The sequence below is a fragment of the Limnohabitans sp. WS1 genome (assembly GCF_003063265.1).
Lineage (GTDB): Bacteria > Pseudomonadota > Gammaproteobacteria > Burkholderiales > Burkholderiaceae_C > Limnohabitans_A.
Genome location: NZ_NERU01000015.1, coordinates 91677 through 110514 on the forward strand (window position 1 = coordinate 91677; position 18838 = coordinate 110514).

The 18838-nt window shown below is 58.2% G+C and carries 12 protein-coding genes; 11 read left to right on the forward strand and 1 reads right to left on the reverse strand.

Going from position 1 to position 18838, the window contains the following annotated elements; all coding sequences use genetic code 11:
• Positions 1-44: 44 nt before the first annotated feature.
• The 11 genes from B9Z48_RS16545 (at position 45) to B9Z48_RS16595 (ending at position 17067) form a co-directional block, all read left to right on the forward strand.
• Positions 45-3422: a DUF4214 domain-containing protein gene (locus tag B9Z48_RS16545; RefSeq protein ID WP_108379858.1), complete on the forward strand. Its 3378-nt coding sequence runs from the start codon at positions 45-47 to the stop codon at positions 3420-3422.
• A 225-nt stretch (positions 3423-3647) separates the two neighbouring features.
• The gene (locus B9Z48_RS16550) at positions 3648-5558 is read left to right on the forward strand and encodes a hypothetical protein (RefSeq protein WP_158273296.1); all 1911 of its coding nucleotides are present in this window, start codon (positions 3648-3650) and stop codon (positions 5556-5558) included.
• Positions 5559-5958: 400 nt separating this feature from the next.
• The gene (locus tag B9Z48_RS16555) at positions 5959-6906 is read left to right on the forward strand and encodes an Rpn family recombination-promoting nuclease/putative transposase (protein ID WP_108379862.1); all 948 of its coding nucleotides are present in this window, start codon (positions 5959-5961) and stop codon (positions 6904-6906) included.
• A gap of 213 nt (positions 6907-7119) precedes the next feature.
• Positions 7120-8148, forward strand: coding sequence for an IS4 family transposase (locus B9Z48_RS16560; RefSeq protein ID WP_255419496.1), 1029 nt, complete (start codon positions 7120-7122; stop codon positions 8146-8148).
• Between the two features lie 368 nt (positions 8149-8516).
• Positions 8517-8987 (forward strand): helix-turn-helix domain-containing protein, encoded by a 471-nt coding sequence (locus tag B9Z48_RS16565; protein ID WP_089963985.1) that lies wholly within the window; start codon positions 8517-8519, stop codon positions 8985-8987.
• Entirely contained in the window at positions 8987-9457 is a 471-nt protein-coding gene (locus B9Z48_RS16570; RefSeq protein WP_233261167.1) for a PIN domain-containing protein, read from the forward strand. Before B9Z48_RS16565 ends, B9Z48_RS16570 begins: the two co-directional genes overlap by 1 nt.
• Positions 9458-10211: 754 nt before the next feature.
• On the forward strand, positions 10212-10832 hold the full coding sequence (locus B9Z48_RS16575) for a hypothetical protein (protein WP_089963754.1): 621 nt from the start codon (positions 10212-10214) through the stop codon (positions 10830-10832).
• Positions 10832-12583, forward strand: coding sequence for a type I secretion system permease/ATPase (locus tag B9Z48_RS16580; RefSeq protein WP_108379866.1), 1752 nt, complete (start codon positions 10832-10834; stop codon positions 12581-12583). Before B9Z48_RS16575 ends, B9Z48_RS16580 begins: the two co-directional genes overlap by 1 nt.
• A gap of 8 nt (positions 12584-12591) precedes the next feature.
• Positions 12592-14280: a type I secretion system permease/ATPase gene (locus tag B9Z48_RS16585; protein ID WP_108379868.1), complete on the forward strand. Its 1689-nt coding sequence runs from the start codon at positions 12592-12594 to the stop codon at positions 14278-14280.
• Between the two features lie 73 nt (positions 14281-14353).
• Positions 14354-15730, forward strand: a complete 1377-nt coding sequence (locus B9Z48_RS16590; RefSeq protein WP_108379870.1) for an HlyD family type I secretion periplasmic adaptor subunit — start codon at positions 14354-14356, stop codon at positions 15728-15730.
• Positions 15730-17067, forward strand: coding sequence for a TolC family outer membrane protein (locus B9Z48_RS16595; RefSeq protein WP_108379900.1), 1338 nt, complete (start codon positions 15730-15732; stop codon positions 17065-17067). Before B9Z48_RS16590 ends, B9Z48_RS16595 begins: the two co-directional genes overlap by 1 nt.
• 604 nt (positions 17068-17671) lie before the next feature.
• Here the strand turns inward: B9Z48_RS16595 and B9Z48_RS16600 are convergent.
• The gene (locus B9Z48_RS16600; RefSeq protein WP_108379872.1) at positions 17672-18451 is read right to left on the reverse strand and encodes an HAD-IIB family hydrolase; all 780 of its coding nucleotides are present in this window, start codon (positions 18449-18451) and stop codon (positions 17672-17674) included.
• Positions 18452-18838 lie beyond the last annotated feature (387 nt).

The following is an 18838-nucleotide window of genomic DNA, read 5'->3' on the forward strand; positions in this document are numbered from 1 at the left end:
GCCCGGTTGTTAAAAATCCGTTTTTCACATCAAAAGGACTTTTCATGGCTAGCACATCTTTCCTTCAGCAAGCTTATTTGGCTTACTTTGGCCGCCCTGCAGACGCAGCGGGCTTGCTCACTTTCGCCAACGCCAGCGAAGCTTCGGTCATTGCTTCGTTCAGCGCATCGGCTGAATCGCAGCAGTTCTTCGGCAGCATGGACACTTTCAAGCAGATCAACACGATCTACAAGAACCTGTTCAACCGCGAAGCAGAACCCGCAGGCCTGAACCACTGGGCAGGCAAAATCATTTCGGGCGAAGTGACCTTGGCCGCCGCTGCTATGGAAATCCTGAAAAACGCACAAAACAGCGACAAACTCGCTGTGACCAACAAGCTGGCCGCTTCTTCGGCATTCACTGCCGCTATCGACACCACAGCCGAAATCATCGGGTACTCTGGTGCAGCCGCTATCGCCCCAGCCCGCGCCTACCTCGCAGCAGTGACGTCTGATGCCGCTACCCTGACAGCAGCCACCGCAGCAGCAGCACTCGATGCTTCCGTCACATCGGTAGTGTCCGCTGGCAGCAGCAGCATGGGGCAAACTTTGAGCCTCACCACCGGTGCCGACAACATCATGGGCACCACCAGCAACGACACATTCACCGCACGCGTGGTTCAAAACAACAACGGCGAACAAACCAACCAGATGGCCACCGGTGACCAAATCAACGGCGGTGCAGGTACAGACACCCTGTCGGCCAAAATCATTGCAGCCTCCGCTCTGAACCAGGGTCCAGTGACTGCCATTGCGCCTGAAACTGTGGCGGTTGAAAAAGTGTCCTTCACGGCACTGACAACAGCAGCCTCTACTGGCAACAATGAGAAGATGGTCGAAGTCAACGCCAAGTTCATGAATGGCCTGAGCACCATCAGCTCCGTACAGAGCGACGCTTCCCTGTTGGTGACCAACGTCAACACCCTCAAAGACGACGGCCTGTACGCCAACAAGCGCCTCACAGAAAGCCTGACCGTGCGCATGGACCACAGCGGTAACGATGCGGTCATCGCCGAATCCGACATGGCTGTGTTGATCGACAACGACTACCTGTTGCGCGGCAATGGCACCGCCACGGCTGCCCTGACTGTGGCTTTGAGCCCTCAGTTGGAAGTGTCCAAAGGCTACGATTCTGCCAAGCCATTGCAGTTCAACCCCTTCGACAAGTTGAGCTTCAAAATTGACGGCGTGAGCTACGAAATCACAATTGGCACAGGCACCGCCAACAAGCCAGTGACCACCACTTATGCTGACCTCAAGGCAGCGATCCAGGCGGGCTTGACAGCGAAAGGCCTGACCGATGTGGTGCTCACGCAAAACATTGGCGCATACACTTACTACTCGCGTGACGGTGTTCAGCGCACAGCCGACACCTTCACTTTTGCCAAGGCCGGTTCTATCTTGACATCGCAGGGCGCTGGTGCCTGGATTGCTTCGAGTGGTTTGCCTGACGACAACTCATTTGGTGCAACCGTGATCACGGCCGACACCGTGACCACCAAGTCACAAATCACCGTCAATGTTGAACTCGAAAAAGTCGGCCGTGGCAGCGATGGCGGCGACCTGACCATTGGCGGCATGGCCACGGACGGCAACAACAAGTGGGACTTCTCCAGCAGCAAAACCCTGGAAGAAGGCGTTGAAAAATTCAACGTCAAAGTCTCTGGCGATGCAACGCAATTCAGCAGCTTGGCCAGCCTGCAGTCCACCAACAACACTCTGCAAACCGTGGTCGTCACATCGGCCAGCGGCAGCAAGGCTGACCTGGTCATCGGTAACCACAACACTGAAGGTGACATCACCAACGCCCTCAAAGACGTTCGTGACTTCGACGCATCAGCTTTCGCCAACAACGTGACGCTCAACGCACACGTGTCCGACGAGTCCGTGGCCAAGTACATGAAGCTCAAGGACGAGTCAACCGACGCCCCTGCCAAGGACAACGCCAACTTTGCCTACAACTTCGGTGCAGGCAACGATACGCTCAACTTGAACATCAGCAAAGCCAACTTGGCAACTGCTGGCGGCACAACCACCCGTGAAGACTTCAGCATGGCCATCGGTGCCGGCGCTGGCAACGACAAAGTCACCGTGCAAATCGGTGATGGCAAAGGCGTTGTAACCGATGCTTGGTTCATCAACAGCAACCTCAACCGCAACCTGAGCATCAACGCCGGTGCCGGTGACGACACCGTCAGCGCCAAAGGTGCAGGCACCTGGACCATCGCTGCAGGCGAAGGTGCAGACACCGTGTACAGCGACAACACTGGCAAGAAGGCTGTTTGGGTGTTGAATACAGCGGACCAAACTGGTGATTCAGCTGCTGCAATCGCTGCAATCGCTACAGCACAAGCCGCATATGACACAGCCTTGGCTGCGCACTTGGCGATTGCTGGTAATACGGTGGCGACATTCACTGCCCTGCCTGGAACAGCTGCACTGGTGACTGCTATTTCTGCACCACTTACTCCTGTTTTCGAACGTACGCTTCAAAACTTGGTTTCTGACAACAATGACCAGTTGCTGAAATTGTTCAAAGCCACGGCCACCGTGGACTACCAAGGCTTCAGCAAAGCAGTCACCATCGACAGCACCAATTACTTGACGTCTGATTTGCAAATCAACCAAGCCATCAAGAAAGCCATCAACAGCGATGCCGTCTTGAGCAAGCTTTTGTTGGCAACCGACGGTCCTGCCAACACCTTGGTGATTACCTCTTTGGTGGACGGCACACAAGTGGACACCACTGCTGGTGCTGACTTGACCGTGACAATTGCATCTGCAAAAGCCACAGAGTTCAGCGATGTTGAGTTGGCTGCACTGATTACTGCAGGTTACGTTGCAGCTGGTTCTAGCAAAGCGGATGTGGTTACCGCAATCAATACTGCGGCAAACGCTGTCAATGGACCAAACGCTGATTACGCTGCCAAGTTCGCCCACAATGGTAAGGATGCTGTTTATTCCGGCAGCAACAGCGCCAATGCGACTTTCAACATCATTGAAGGTGCCGCAGGCAACGACGTGATCGTGACTGGCACAGGTACTGACAGCAAAGACGTGGTGGTTTACAAGAACTTGTTTGACAAGGACGCTGTGGACACCATCGTGAACTTTGATGCCACCAAAGACATGGTGAGCTTCTTGGGCTACGGTCTGAAGGCATGGTCTGTGGACAACACAGGTGGTGCCGATGTGCAATCGGGAACATACGCAGGGCTTGTAGCCGGTGACAAGTACGTGTTGTTGACCGAGTCCACCACCAACGACGGTTCGTACGTTGCAACGGTGTACACAGACAACGGTGCTGCTGCCGACACTGAAGTTGGCGTCATCGGCACTTTGGACTTTGGCGTGGAGCAAGTTTTCACAAGCTTCAACGTCTAAGGAATCAGGCGTTCAGCGCAAGCTGAACTAGCCCTGTGACTGAACCCCCTGCCCTCACGGGTGAGGGGGTTTTTTCTGATCTAAATACAACCAGGCGCTAGCCAATGCGCATTGGCAGCTGCAATCCAAAACACACATGTTCATCCTGACCTTGGACTGTATGTGTCTTTTGGATTGCTTGTGCCCATGATCTCACCTCCAACTTCCCCCAGAAAGGACCCCGCCATGAGCAGAAATAATTGGCTGAAAACCTCCATGATTCTGTGCGCACTCTTGCTTCAAGCCGCCTGTGGCGGTGGTGGTGGTGGTGGGGGTGATGCAGGCGGTGGCACTGTGGCAGGGCCATTTGCCCTGGCCGGCCAAGTAGAGGGCTTGTTGGGCAGTGGCCTTGCAGTCCAGGACGGTCTTGGCAACACACTCAGCATTCCCGGTGGGGCAACAAGCTTTGCTTTCAACAGCGGCAGCCCCTATTTGGCCACGGGGGCTGTTTTTGACTTGCAAGTCCAATCACAGCCCACCGGTCAGGTGTGTGTTTTCACCAATGGCTCGGGTGTGGCCAAGGTGAACATGGGCGCGATCAAAATCAATTGCGCCACCGTCGGTTTGACAACTGCATCGTTGAGTGAAAGCCAACTGCAGTGGCGTGTTCAAACGCCCATCCAAGTGAACCTGAAAAGTGAGGCAGGCCAAACCATTGGCGGCAAATTGACTTGTCAGAGCACAAACTTGGAGGCCCTGGAGGTGGCCTCTGACTGCTCATGGGCCAAAGCATTGCGTTTGGGTAACTACACAATCAGCGTCTTGAGCTCTGCCGGTCATGCCGCCAATGCCAACGTGAGTCAAATTCCTCAACGCCATGCCTTGCCAGCCACATCGCAAGCGGCCAATCTCTTCGCAGTCAACCCCAGCCAAGGCACGGCATTGCTCTGGGGCTCAGGTGCCATGGGCAAATTGGCACAATTCGATGCGAATATACCCAATTCGGACAGCCCTAAGCCGCTGGTGGGTCAACTCTTTGTGGCCAACTTCAACACCATCAGGCTGAATACAGTCAGTCTGGCCCTGGGTTCACCATCGGCTTCAAGCTTGGCATTGTCAGAAGCCGGTGAGGTTGTTTCATGGGGGGGTGATGGCACCACGCTTGGGCGCACGGTCACGGCCGGTGTCAGCACTGGCAAGGTCATCACGGCCACCGACAACGTGGCCCTCAAAAATATGGTCCAAGTGCAAGCAGGTCAGAAAAATGCCGCCGCCTTGCGCGACGATGGTCGGGTCTACTCATGGGGCTTGGCCAATGGTTCAGGTCAAGGTTTAAGCGGCCTTAATTCTGTCAATGCCAATGTCGTGATGGTTGGCCCTAACACACCCTTGACTGCTGTGGTGCAGATCAGTGCCGGGGACAACTACACACTGGCCCTGACAGCTTCGGGCGAGGTTTATGTCTGGGGCTCCAATCAGGGCTTGAAATTGCCCAACGCCGAGGGTTCCGTTGTCGCTCAATACGCTTATGCCACTCCCATCAATGATCCACTGACCAAAACACCGCTGCAAAACGTGGTCAGCATTTCAGCCGGCAGCACACACGCTTTGGCCTTGACGGCACAAGGCAACGTTTTGGCTTGGGGCAACAACCAATTCGGCCAACTGGGCAGGGGAAATACCTTCAGCAACGTCAACAGTGGTTTTGAACCAGGCTGGGTCAAGGCACCGCTGTTGCAAGGTGGCAATTTGAACAACATCAAAGCCATTGCGGCAGGACAAAACCACAACTTGGCATTGACCAACAATGGCTCGATTGTGAGCTGGGGCCCCGTATCCAACCCCCAATTGGGCTGGGGCAGCAAAACCATAGACCGTGGTGACTTGCCGTCCTTTGTGGTCAACGCGACCGATACATCCACGTTGGCCAACATCGTCGCGATCAGCGCCACCGCCACCAACAGTTATGCGTTGACCAGCAAAGGTGAGGTTTTGTCTTGGGGTTACAACTATTCGGGTGCATTGGGCTTAGGGGTGCTTTTCACTGAACTGGCACAAGCTGTCAAACCACAAAATGTGGTCAGCGGCAATGAAAGTGGCACTTTGAGTGTGGGTGACATGTCCCAGTTCAAAAACCTGAACCAACGCTACCGCTGAGCCCCAACCCCTTGTAGGCGCGACGCCCTTGTCGCGAAAACCCTCGCAAACCACCCCCGTCGCCCCGTGGGCGGGCGTGTGTTTGTAGGAGCGACGCCCTCGTCGCGAAAACCCTCGCAGACCACCACCCATCGCCCTAGGTGCGGGTGCGTGTTTGTAGGAGCGACGCCCTCGTCGCGATATGCCTCGCAGACCACCACCCATCGCCCCGAGGGCAGGGCTCACACAAAGCCAAAAGACCATCGCCCGGGGGCGTGTTTGAAAAATTGCGGTCAGATTCGCATTAATTCGGTCTCCCGTAGGTCGGCGGCTTTAGCCCCGACAGGGACCTGCGCCAAACCACCCCTTACAAAAGACGGTGAGGTCGATAAAATCACATCTTCCCCCCTCAAACACCGCCATGCCCACCCGCTACCTCGACCCTAAAGTGGGCCTCGTCTTCAAACGCGTGTTTGGCGAGCATGAGCATTTGTTGCGGAGTTTTTTGAATGCGCTGCTGCCCTTGCCTGACGATGGCCAGATTGAAAGCTTGGAATACCTGACGCCCGAGCAAGTGCCCGAACTGCCGGGTTTGTACAAAAACTCCATCGTTGATGTGAAGTGCAAAGACCAGCGCGGACGCACCTTCATCGTGGAGATGCAAATGCTGTGGAGCACCAGCTTTGAGCAGCGCATTTTGTTTTCTGCCAGCCAGGCCTATGTGAAGCAGCTGCACGCGGGTCACAGCTACGCCAGCTTGCAGCCGGTGTATGCCTTGGCGCTGACCAGCCAAGTGTTTGATCGCGAAACGGCTGAGTATTACCACCACTACCAAATCGTGCGCCAGCACGAGCCCCGGCGGGTGTTGGAGGGGCTGGAGTTTGTGTTCATTGAACTGCCCAAATTCACGCCCCAAAGCCGCACCGATAAGCGCATGCTGGTCAAGTGGCTGCGCTTCATGAGCGAAGTGGGCGAGAGTCCCGCCAAAGGTGTCGACGCAGACGCCAGCTGGCGCGAAGACCCGGACATTGCCCAGGCCCTGGAGTTGGTGGAGGCAGCGGCCTTTACCGAGCAAGAGCTGGAGGCTTACCACATCCAAATCGACAAAGCGCGAATTGAGTTGACGGTGCTAGAAGACGCAGAGGCAAAAGGCAAGGCAGAGGGCTTGGCAGAGGGCGAAGCCTTGGGCATTGCCAAGGGCAAAGCTGAGGGAGAAGCCTTGGGCATTGCCAAGGGCAAAGCTGAGGAGAAAGCCGAAATCGTTCGCACCATGCACGCCAATGGTCTGGGTGTGGCCCAAATTAGCCAGTTCACCGGTCTGACTGGGCAGCAGGTTTTGGACATTTTGGGGGCTGATGCCCCACGGTGAGGCACACCGCTTTGGCGCTAAAGCACCGACCTGCGAAGACCGTCCCCGTAGGTCGGCGGCTTTAGCCCCGACATGAACCTGCGCCAATGTTAATTGGGGTCATTAATTGGGGGCAGATCCACTACTGTCCGGAGATTTTCCAGGCCCCGCCGCTAACCTCATGATTTGTATAGATTTTTTTGATTTCAAGTCGAAATCTATTTGAATAGTCCATTGCTTGGCAGCACACTTTGCTTTTTTGCGAGGTGCGCCCATGCACAAAGGCAAGCTTGGTTTAGCAGCCAGGTTGCTCGCTCCACTTTGGCCGATGCCAACGAGCGACGAGACTACAGGATCTTTGAAGACTTTGCCATGCACCTCATCGGTGTTGCTCGCAGCCTTTACGGCCAAGATGCTTTTGGGCTGGACCTGGATCAGAGTGTTTATGCCATCGACTCCACCATCATCGATTTGTGCCTGAGCTTGTTTGACTGGGCCCCTGCAACCAAGGGCCGTGCGGGTGTCAAAGTGCACACGCTGCTCGACCTTCGCGGCAACATTCCAGCCTTCATTCAAATCACAGGTTCGCGCGTGCACGATGCAACCTTTTTAGACCATCTTCGCCTGGAGGCTGGCAGTTTTTACATCATGGACAGAGGCTACGTTCACATGGCACGACTCGTGCGCTTTTGTCATGCGGGTGCCTTCTTTGTCGTGCGCTCCAAGTACCCATTGAAATACCGCGTCGTTAACTCCGTACCGACTCCGCCTGCAACCCCGAGCCTTGTGATCCTCACAGATGAGTCCATCGAGCTGACCGGGCAACAAACGCATAAAACCTATACATGGCCATTGCGCAGAATCGAGTTCTACCTTGTCGAGCAAGCCCGCCACATCACGCTTTTGACCAACCATTTTGATTTGCCAGCGAGCCACGTTGCCGAGCTTTATAAAAGCCGCTGGCAGGTCGAATTGTTCTTCAAGTGGATCAAACAAAACTTGCGTATCAAGGCATTTGTAGGCACCAGCGCCAACGCCGCCAAAACCCAAATTTGGTGCGCTGTATGCACCTACGTGGTGGTGGCCATTGTCAAAAAAAGACTCGCGTTGGAGGGGTCAATGCACGCCATCTTGCAGGTCCTCAGCTTGTCCTTGTTCGAGGTCAAGCCGCTGGCCGAACTGCTCGGTGAGCAGTTGCTAAACGATGAAACCGGGGAGCCTGAAGCCCAGTTTTGTCTTTTCCCAGAAATCTCCGGACAGTAGTGGGGCAGATCCCAATTAAACGGGATCTGCCCCCTGTAGGAGCGACGCCCTCGTCGCGATCAGCCTCGAAGACAACCACCCATCGCCCCGAGGGCGGGGCTCCCACAAAGACAAGAATTCATCGCCCTCAGGGGCGTATTTGTAGGAGCGACGCCCTCGTCGCGAAAAGCCTCGCAGACCACCACCCGTCACGATGAGGGCGGGGCTCCCACAAAGCCAAAAGACCATCGCGGCGAGGACGCTGCGGCCACTGCAAACATCATTAGGTCGGATGAACAAGGGGTCGATTTTCCTGTTGCACTTGATGCGTTTATTTCGTTTGATGTGCTATCTTTGACCTTGTTAAGGATAAAAAACAGGAGTAAGTCATGAGGACGATTGATCGTGCGAGAGAGGTAACGCCTCCGCCACTGAATGCCAAAGACATGGAGATGGTGCGCGTGGCCCAGCGGTGCATCATGGCGTCGCTGGACCATTCCCGCGCAGCAGCGATCACTTTGACAACGGACAGTGGTGAGCATCCGACGGTAGAGGTACCGCCAGCAGCTTTGAAGTTGATAGGGCAGTTGTTGGGTGCCATGAGTGAAGGCCGTCCGGTGGTGTTGATGCCCACAGAGCAAGAGTTGACAACAGTTGAGGCCGCTAATTTTCTGAACGTTTCGCGCCCGTTTGTTGTCAAAGAGATGGAGGCCGGTCGCCTGGCTCATAGAAAGGTCGGTACGCATCGCAGGATTGCACTGGAGGATTTGATGGCATACACGCAAAAGATGCGTGGGCAGCAGGCCGGCGCTCTTGAGCGTTTGGCTCAAAATGCAAGAGAGTTGGGTTTGGAATACTGATGGCTGGCCATGCCCGATATACGGCTTTACTGGATGCGTGTGTCTTGTATCCGTTGGCCATGACAGATGCGCTTTTGAGTCTGGCAACGGCGGGTTTTTTTTCTGCCAAGTGGACAACGCGCATTGAACTCGAATGGATTCGTGCAATCGAGCGGCAGCGACCAGACTTAGTGGGTAGGCTCGACGTTCGCCGAGACAGTATGCGTCTTGCTATTTTGGACTGGGAAGTTCCAGAGCCTGCATGGGTGTCTTTGGCGCAAGGAATCCAGCTGCCTGACCCTGACGACACGCATGTCCTGGCTGCTGCAATTGCCGGGCACGCTGACTGCATCGTGACTTCGAATTTAAAAGATTTTCCTTCGACCGTTTTGGATGTCTTCGGTATTGAGGCCATTGATCCAGATACCTTCATCATCAATCAATGGGATCTGGACCCCGTCAATGCCATATCCGCTTTTAAACGGATGTGAGCTCGTCGTTTAAAGCCTCAGTCGAGCCCAGAAGATTTCGCCTACGCTTTGGAGCTTGGTGGTTTACCAACAACAGCACAAAGACTCCGAGCCGCTTCTGAGCTGATTTGATTTGTAAGTTGTGAAAAATTGGGGTTAGAACCCCATTAAATTTTCTGTAGGAGCGACGCCCTCGTCGCGATCAGCCTAGCAGACCACCCTACCCATCGCCCCGGGGGCGGGGCTCCCACAAAGCCAGAAGACCATCGCCCCGAGGGCGGGGCTCCCACAAAGACAATAATCCTCGCCCACAGGGGGGGATGGCTATGACAAAGCCACCTGCTGCAAAAAGCCTAAGGGGTTGTCGGAAAACTGCGCGAAATTTTCGGGCGTGATGATGATGCGCAAGGCTTGTGGCGTTTGTGCACAAAAGCTGGCCAGGCCTTTGGCTGGAAGCCCCAAAAGGTGGGGATGAGTGAATTGATGACATTTGCTAGATGCATCTAGCAATTTAATTGGGATCTGACCCCAATTAAACGGGATCTGCCCCCTGTAGGAGCGACGCCCTCGTCGCGATCAGCCTCGCAGACCACCACCCATCGCCCCGAGGGCGGGGCTCCCACAAAGGCAGCAGACCATCGCCCGGGGCTCCCACAAAGACATGAAGACCATCGCCCACAAAAATGGGGGCAGACCCCCATTCACTCCCAGGTATTACAAAAAAACACATCAAATAGAAAATTAGTTCATATAGGAGTATCTATAATCTTCCTATATGAATAATTTTCTGCGCATCCCGCTGAACACCACAGCCGCTCAATTTGAGCGGCTGTTGTCGTTGCAGAAGGTGTTTTCGCAGGCGTGTAACCAGTTGGCGCCCGAGGTGTCGCGCAGTCGGGTGTGGAACCGGGTGGCTTTGCACCATTTGCATTACCGGGCGTTGCGCGATCAGTTTCCGGCGCTGGGCTCGCAGATGGTGTGCAACGCGATTTATGCGGTGTCGCGCACGGCCCGCTTGATTTACCAAAGCCCGAGCAGCCCGTTTCAGGTGCAAAAGATGGGCGACCGGCCTTTGCCTTCGCTGCGTTTTGCCGAGACCTGCCCGGTGTACTTTGACCGCCACACCTTGAGCCTGAAGCAGGGCAAGTTGTCGCTGTTCACGCTGGATGGGCGCATGCAGTTTGAGTTGACCTTGGTGCCCGAGCAGTTGGCGCTGTTTGAGCAGGGCAAGTTGCGCGAGATTGTGCTCAGTCGGGGCTCCGACGGGGTGTTTGTGTTGTCGTTTTGGTTGGCGTCTGAGTCGGCTTTGGAGCCGGTTGACCAGGCGGCCGAGCTGCCTGTGGTGTTGGACCCGGGCGCTTTGATTCCGGATTACGTTTCTGTAGAGGTTGCTTGATGAAGCCCAATTCTTCTCCCTCAGAGCTCAAGTTGGCTCTGGCTCAATTTGCCCCGGCGTGGCGAACGGCGGTGTTGCTCAGTTTGGTCATTGGCCTGCTGGGTTTCACGTCCACGGTGTACATGCTCGAGGTGTACGAGCGCGTGGTCAACAGCCGCAATTTGATGACCTTGGCATCACTGACGGTGGTGGCTTTGGGCGCTTATGCGGTGATGGAGGTGCTGGAAAAGCTGCGTTCGCGCCTGTTGTGGGGCGTGGGTATTCAGCTGGAGCTGAAGATGTCGCAGCGCATTTACAACGCGATGTTTGATGGCATTCAGCGCAAACAAATGGCCGGTGCCATTGGGGCGCAAAACGATTTCCGCTCGGTGCGGGAGTTTTTTTACAACCCGGCTTTGTCGGCGTTTTTTGAGTTGCCCATTGGCCTGGTGTCGATGTTCTTGATTTTTGCGATCAACCCTTGGCTGGGCTGGGCGGCGGTGGTGGGGGCCGTGGCGCAGACCTCGGTGGCTTGGTTGCTGCAAAAGGTTTCGCGCCAGCCTTTGCTGGAGGCGCAGCGACGGTCGCAGTTTGCCCAGACCTATGCCGAGACTTCGCTGCGCAATGCGCAGGTCATGGAGTCGATGGGCATGGTGGCGTCGGTGCAGCGGCTGTGGCAAAAGCGCCAGGATGCGTTTTTGGCTTTTCAGGCCAAGGCCTCGGAAGCTGCGGGCGGGCTGAATGCGGCGTCGAAGTTGTTGCAGCAGTTGATGGGCTCGGTGTTGTTGGGCTTGGGGGCGTGGTTCATGTTGCGCAACGAGCTCAATGGGGGCAGCGCGATGATGATCATCAGCTCGGTGCTGGGCGGGCGTTTGTTGGCCCCGCTGACGCAGATCGTGCAGCAGTGGAGCGCGATTGTGAATGCGCAAGCAGCTTGGCAGCGGCTGGAGACCTTGTTGGCCGAGGTGCCCGAGCGGGCGCAAAACATGCCTTTGCCCGCACCGCGTGGGCATTTGACGGTCGAGGGTTTGGTGGCTTCGGCACCCGGCCAGGCGACAACCTTGCTCAGCGGCCTCAAGTTCGATGTGCCGCCAGGTTCGGTGATGGCGGTGGTGGGGCCGTCGGCTTCGGGCAAAACATCGCTGGCCAAGTTGCTCATGGGCATTTGGCACCCGGCGGCGGGCAAGGTGCGGCTGGATGGCGTGGACATGCATGTGTGGGACAAGGCCGAGTTGGGCCCGTATTTGGGTTACCTGCCGCAGGGCGTAGAACTGCTGGAGGGCACGCTGGCCGAAAACATCGCCCGCTTTGGCGAGGTGGACATGGTGCGTGTGCAAGAGGCGGCGCAGCGGGTGGGTTTGCACGGTTTTATTCAGGCTTTGCCCAAGGGCTACAACACGCCCGTGGGCCGTGATGGGGGCTTGCTGTCGGGCGGGCAGCGTCAGCGTGTGGCCTTGGCTCGGGCGCTGTATGGCAAGCCGGTGTTTGTGGTGCTCGATGAGCCCAATTCAAGTTTGGACGAGGCAGGCGATTTGGCCTTGAACCAGGCGATTGCGTCGCTCAAGGCGCAGGGCACGTCGTTTGTGGTCATCACCCACCGCACCAGTGTGCTGGCGGTGTCTGACCGCATGTTGGTGTTGCGCGATGGCGGGCAGCAGGTGTTTGGCCCCACGGCCGATGTGTTGCAAAAGTTGCGGGGCGCACCCGCGCCGCAAGTGCCCCCGGCTGCGCCCGTGGCGGCGGTGTCTGCCCCGGCAGGAGAAGGAGCGTGAGTGTGTCGATGAAACCCAAAAATCCAGTGTTGCGCGATGAGTTGCAGGCCGTGTTGTGGAGCTTGCGCCGCGAGTTTGCGGTGGTGGGGGTGTTCAGCATGGTGGTCAACTTGCTGATGCTCACGCCCACGATTTACATGCTGCAGGTGTACGACCGCGTCATGGTCAGCCAAAGTCACATGACGCTGTTGGTGGTGTCGGTCATTTGTTTGTTTTTGTTTGGGGTGATGGCGTTTTCTGAATGGGCGCGGTCTTTGTTGTTGGTGCGCACAGGGGTCAAGCTGGACCAGATGCTGAGCCAGCGGGTGTTCAAGGGCACGTTTTTGGCTTACCTCAACCCCAGCGATTCGGCCCCGGCCAAGGCGTTTGGCGACTTGACGGCGCTGCGCCAGTTCCTCACGGGCAATGGGGTGTTTGCCTTTTTTGACAGCCCTTGGGTGCCGATTTATGTGGCAGTGCTGTTTTTGCTGCACCCGGCTTTGGGGGTGCTGGCGCTGGTGTTTGCCGTGGTGCAAGGCTGCATTGCCTGGTTTGGCCACGGCCTGAGCAAAGAGGCGCAGCGTGTGGCCAATGGGGCGCAGTCCGAGACGCAGGGGTTTTTAAGCTCCAAGCTGCGCAATGTGGATGTGTTGGTGTCGATGGGCATGCTCGATGGCCTGTACCGCCGCTGGCGCGACAAGCAGGTCAAGGCCTTGCTGTTGTCGGGCGATGCGCAGCAAAAAACCGGTGTTTTGACGGCGGTGAGCAAGTTTGTGCGTTACACGCAGCAGTCGCTCAGTTTGGGCGCGGGGGCGTGGTTGGTGGTGGTGGGCGAGATCAGCCCGGGCGCCATGATCGCGGCCAATGTGTTGATGACCCGCGCCTTGGCCCCCATCGATTTGCTGGTGAGCACTTGGCCGAACTTTTTAAGCACCAAAGAGGCCTATGAGCGTTTGCGCACTTTGCTGCAGCTGTCGCCGCCGGGCCGCACCGATGTGCTCAAAACCCGCCCGGTGGGGCAGCTGAGCCTGGAAAACGTCACGGTGCGTTTACCGGGGTGTGCCAAGCCGGTGCTCGATGGGGTGAGCTTTGTGGCCTTGCCGGGAACGGTGACGGTGGTGTTGGGGCCTTCGGGTTCGGGCAAGTCGACTTTGGCCCGCGCCATGATGGGCATTGGCCTGTTGCCCGAGGGCCGGGTCTTGCTCGATGGCCGCCCCATCACCGATTGGACCCGCGAGAGTTTGGGGCCTTATGTGGGTTATTTGCCGCAAGACATCGAGCTGTTCGATGGCACGGTGGCCGAAAACATTGCCCGCATGGGCGAGGTCAATTCGGACGCGGTGATTGCGGCGGCCGAGGCGGCCGGTTTGCACCAGATGATTTTGCGTTTTCCCAAGGGCTATGACACGCCCATGGGGCAGGCGGGTTCGTTCTTGTCGGGGGGGCAGCGCCAACGCATTGGCCTGGCCCGGGCCTTGTATGGCGAGCCTTCGCTGGTGGTGCTGGACGAGCCCAATGCCAATTTGGACGACGAGGGCGAAAAAGCCTTGCTCAACGCGATGCATTGGCTCAAAAGCAAAGGCGCCAATGTGGTCTTGATCAGCCACCGCCCCGGGGTGTTGTCGGTGGCCGATCGGGTGGTTCTTTTGCAAGACGGTCAGCTGGTGGCCAGCGGCCCCCGCGACGGGGTGTTGCAGGCCCTGAAAGAACAACGCTAGGCCGCTGCACTGTCTGCCGCCTCTGCGCCTGCAGCCGGTGTGTCGGCTTAACTATTTATCTTGAGGTCTGGTGATGTCGAATCAAAAATTATCCAAACAGTTGGGCTCGCGGGTTGAGGATGCGCAGTGGGTGCGCCCTGGCGATGAAAACGCTTTGCGGGCTTCGGCCGATACGCAGGGCATTGCCCGCAAGGGTTTGTGGGTGTTGGCGCTGAGTTTTGGCGGCTTTTTGCTGTGGGCCGGTCTGGCCCCGCTGGACGAGGGCGTGCCCAGTGCCGGCACGGTGGCCATCGACACCAAGCGCAAGTCGGTGCAGCACTTGACGGGCGGCATTGTGCAAGAGGTGTTGGTGCGCGAAGGCCAAGAGGTCAAGGCCGATCAGGTGCTGATGCGCCTGGATGCCTCGGTCAGCAAGGCCAATTTTGAGGCGGTGCGCCAGCGTTATGTGGGATTGAGCGCCATGCAAAGCCGCTTGCAGGCTGAGCAGCGGGGCTTGGCCAAAATCGAGTTCCGCCCCGAGGTGCAGCAGGCCATGAGCGACCCGCAAATCATGGCGCAGGTGAACAACCAGCGCCAGTTGTTCGAGTCGCGCCGCCAGGCTTTGCAGGCCGATTTGCAGGGCATGGAAGAGGCCATTGGTGGCCTGAAGGCCCAGCGTGATGCCTCGCAAGAGGTGTTGGCGCAGCGCCAAAAGCAGCTGGCCATTTTGCAAGACGAGTTGAAGAACATGCGCGAGCTGGTCAAAGACGGCTACGCCCCGCGCAACCGCCAGATGGAGATTGAGCGGCAGGTGGCCGATGTGCAGGCCTCGCTGGCCGATTTGTCGGGCACGGCGTTGCGCGCCACCCGCTCGATTGCCGAGCTCAACCAGCGTTTGCTGGCCCGTTCGTCCGAGTACCGCAAAGAGGTCGAGACGCAGTTGGCCGAGGTCTCGCGTGAAGTGCAGGCCGATGCCGAAAAGTTTGCGGCCCAAAAGCAAGACCTGGAGCGCATCGACATTCGCTCACCCGCCGCAGGCCATGTGATGGGCCTGGCGGTGCAGACGGTGGGCGCTGTGGTGCAGCCCGGACAAAAGCTGATGGATGTGGTGCCGCAAGAGCAAGACCTGTTGCTGGAGGCGCACATTGCGCCGCACTTGATCGACAAGATCCGTGTGGGTTTGTTGGCCGATGTGCGCTTCAACACCTTCGCGCATTCGCCCCAGTTGGTGGTCGAGGGCCAGGTGCTGTCGATCTCGGGAGACCTGGTGACCGATCCACAAAACCCACAAATGGCGCACTTTTTGGCCCGTTTGCAGCTCACGCCTGAAGGCAAAAAGACCTTGGGCGCACGCCAGTTGCAGCCAGGCATGCCGGTCGAACTCGTCATCAAGACGGGCGAGCGCTCGATGTTGACGTATTTGCTGAACCCGTTGACCAAGCGTTTGGCTGGTTCGATGAAGGAAGAATGATGCGCACGACATTTCAAAAAACCGCATGGGCGCTGGCCCTGAGCGCTGCCAGTTTGGGGGCGCAGGCCATGGGTTTGCTCGACGCCTACAAGCTGGCCTTGGAGCAAGACGCGACCATTCGCGCCTCGCGTGCCGCGCTCGATGCCGGGCGTGAGCGCCTGCCTCAGGCCCGGGCGCAGTTGCTGCCTTCGGTGTCGGCCAATTGGGCACGCAGCAGCAACCGGCTCACCACCACCAGCAACACGGTGCTGGGGGGCGAGTCGGTCTCGCGTGACGACTATTTCAGCTTCAACAAGACGCTGTCTTTGCGCCAGCCCTTGTTCAACATGCCCAAGTACATCCAGTACCAGCAAGCCACGGACATGGTGGGCGAGGCCGAGGCGGTGTTTGAGCGCGAGCTGCAAAACCTGTCGGTGCGTGTGGGCGGTGCATATTTCGAAGCCCTGATGAGCAGCGAGCAGCTCAAGCTGGTGCTGAGCCAAAAGCAACAGTTCACCACCGTGCTGGCGGCGGCCGAAAAAGCGCTGGCGCTGGGCACCGGCACCCGCACCGACATGGACGATGCCAAGGCCCGTTTGGACATGGCGCTGGCGCAAGAGTTGGAGGCGCGTCAAAACGAGGACTACACGCGGCGTCAGCTGGAAATTTTGCTCAACCAGCCCGTGCCGCAGTTGCAGTCTTTGCACCCCACCGGCTTGCAAGCCTTGCCCGCCTTGGGCCTGGACCTGAACGCCTGGCTGGACAAAGCCCTGGCCCACAGCCCCGAGGTCAAGTCGCTGCAAGCGCGTTTGCAGGCAGCCGATAAAGAGATCCAAAAAGCCAAAGCTGGCCATGCCCCCACTTTGGACGCGGTGGCGCAGTGGTCGGACAGTGGCAGCGAAAACGTGACGCGTTTGAATTCGAGCTTTGAAAACAAGACCCTCGGTTTTCAGCTGACGATTCCGCTGTATCAAGGCGGTTATGTGAGCTCGCTTGAACGCCAGGCCGTGGCCGAAAAGTTGCGCCAGGAAGAAGCCCTGGAGGCCATGCGCCGCGATTTGGGTTTGCGCATCCACCGGGAATACCGTGGTGTGACCGAAGGGGTTTTGAAAATCCGCGCCCTGGAGCAAGCCGTGCGCTCGAATGAACAGCTGCTCGACTCCACCCGCAAGTCGGTGTTGGCCGGTGTGCGCACCCAACTCGATGTGCTCAACGTCGAACAACAACTGGCCACCACCCACCGCGACCTGATCCAGGCCCGCTACCTCTACCTGATGTCCCGCCTGCGCCTGCACGCCCTGAGCGGCCACGACCCCCTGACCGCCCTGCAAGACATCCACTCCGCCTTCACCCCCTGACCCAAGGGGCACCGCTCCCCGTAGGAGCGACGCCCCCGTCGCGATAACCCCCGCAGACCACCACCATCGCCCCAAGGGCAGCGCTCCCGCAAAATGCAGTCATTCCCTTGTAGGAGCGACGCCCCCGTCGCGATATGCCCCGCACACCACCATCATCGCCCCGAGTGCAGCGCTCCCAAAAAATGCAGTCATCCCCTTGTAGGAGCGACGCCCCCGTCGCGATATGCCCCGCACACCACCACCATCGCCCCGAGTGCAGCGCTCCCAAAAAATGCAGGCATCCCCTTGTAGGAGCGACGCCCCCGTCGCGATGCCCCCCGCACACCACCACCATCGCCCCGAGGGCGGGGCTCCTACAAAAAGCAGGCATCCCCTTGTAGGAGCGACGCCCCCGTCGCGATAAGCCCCGCACACCACCACCATCGCCCCGAGTGCAGGGCTCCTACAAAAAGCAGGCATTCCCTTGTAGGAGCGACGCCCTCGTCGCGATAAGCCCCGCACACCACCACCATCGCCCCGAGGGCGGGGCTCCTACAAAAAGCAGGCATTCCCTTGTAGGAGCAACGCCCCCGTCGCGATAACCCCCGCACACCACCACCATCGATTAAATTTTAAGCAGATGCCGTGTCATTTCAGCAAAACCCGCACCGCGTTCACTGGGGGTGATGTAGCGCGGCGGGTGGGTCAACTGCCCCTCAAAGCGCCGGATGTTGGCCACACCCACGCTGTGCGCAAAGTGCTCAAACATCACCTGGTCATTGGTCGAGTCGCCCACATAGGCCCAGCGCTCGATTTCGGCGTCCAGATCGCGGCCCCACAGTTCGCGCACGATCCAGCGGGCGCCTGTCAGCTTGCTGTGCTCGCCAAACCAGCCGTTGATGTGGATGCTGCTCACCGTCGCCGTCATGCCTGCTGATTGCATCATGCGCACCACGCTGTTGATGGCCGTCTGCGGCAAGTGTGTGAATTCGCTGTGGTCAATGGCGATGTCGGTCTCGCGCCCGGCGCTGTCTTGTGAGCGTTGTGCACCCGGCACGCTGTTTTCAATGTGAGTCAGGACCGTTTGCATGCGGCTGAAGTTGTCGCGGCGTGTGGCCGCGTCTTGCTGGTAGAGCTTGCGCAAACCCAAGTTGGCCGAGTGTTGCAGCCCCACCGCCCCGTTTTCGGCCACGATGGCGTCCACCGGCCAACTGGCCGCAAAGGGCTCGCTCCAGCCCACAGGGCGCCCGGTGATCGGCACCACATGCAGGCCAGCGGCTTTCAGATCGGCCAGGGCTTGCAAGGCGTCGGGGGTGATCGCGCCATCGGTGGTCAGCGTGTCGTCGATGTCGGTGAAGACGCCGATGAGGCCTTGCGGCGTGTGCCAGTCTGAAAGTGGTTTCATGAAAACCTTTTGTAGGAGCCCAGCCCTCGGGGCGATGGGTCGTGGTCTGCGAGGCTGATCGCGACGGGGGCGTCGCTCCTACAGGGGGGTGTCTGCTTTTTGTAGGAGCCCCGCCCTCGGGGCGATGGGTCGTGGTCTGCGGGGCTTATCGCGACGAGGGCGTCGCTCCTACAAGGGGATGCCTGCATTTTGTAGGAGCCCCGCCCTCGGGGCGATGGGTGGTGGTCTGCGGGGGGTATCGCGACGGGGGCGTCGCTCCTACAGGGGAATGCCTGCATTGTGTAGGAGCCCCGCCCTCGGGGCGATTCTTGGTGGTCCACAAGGCTTATCGCGACGGGGGCGTCGCTCCTACAGGGGGATGTCTGCATTTTGTAGGAGCCCCGCCCT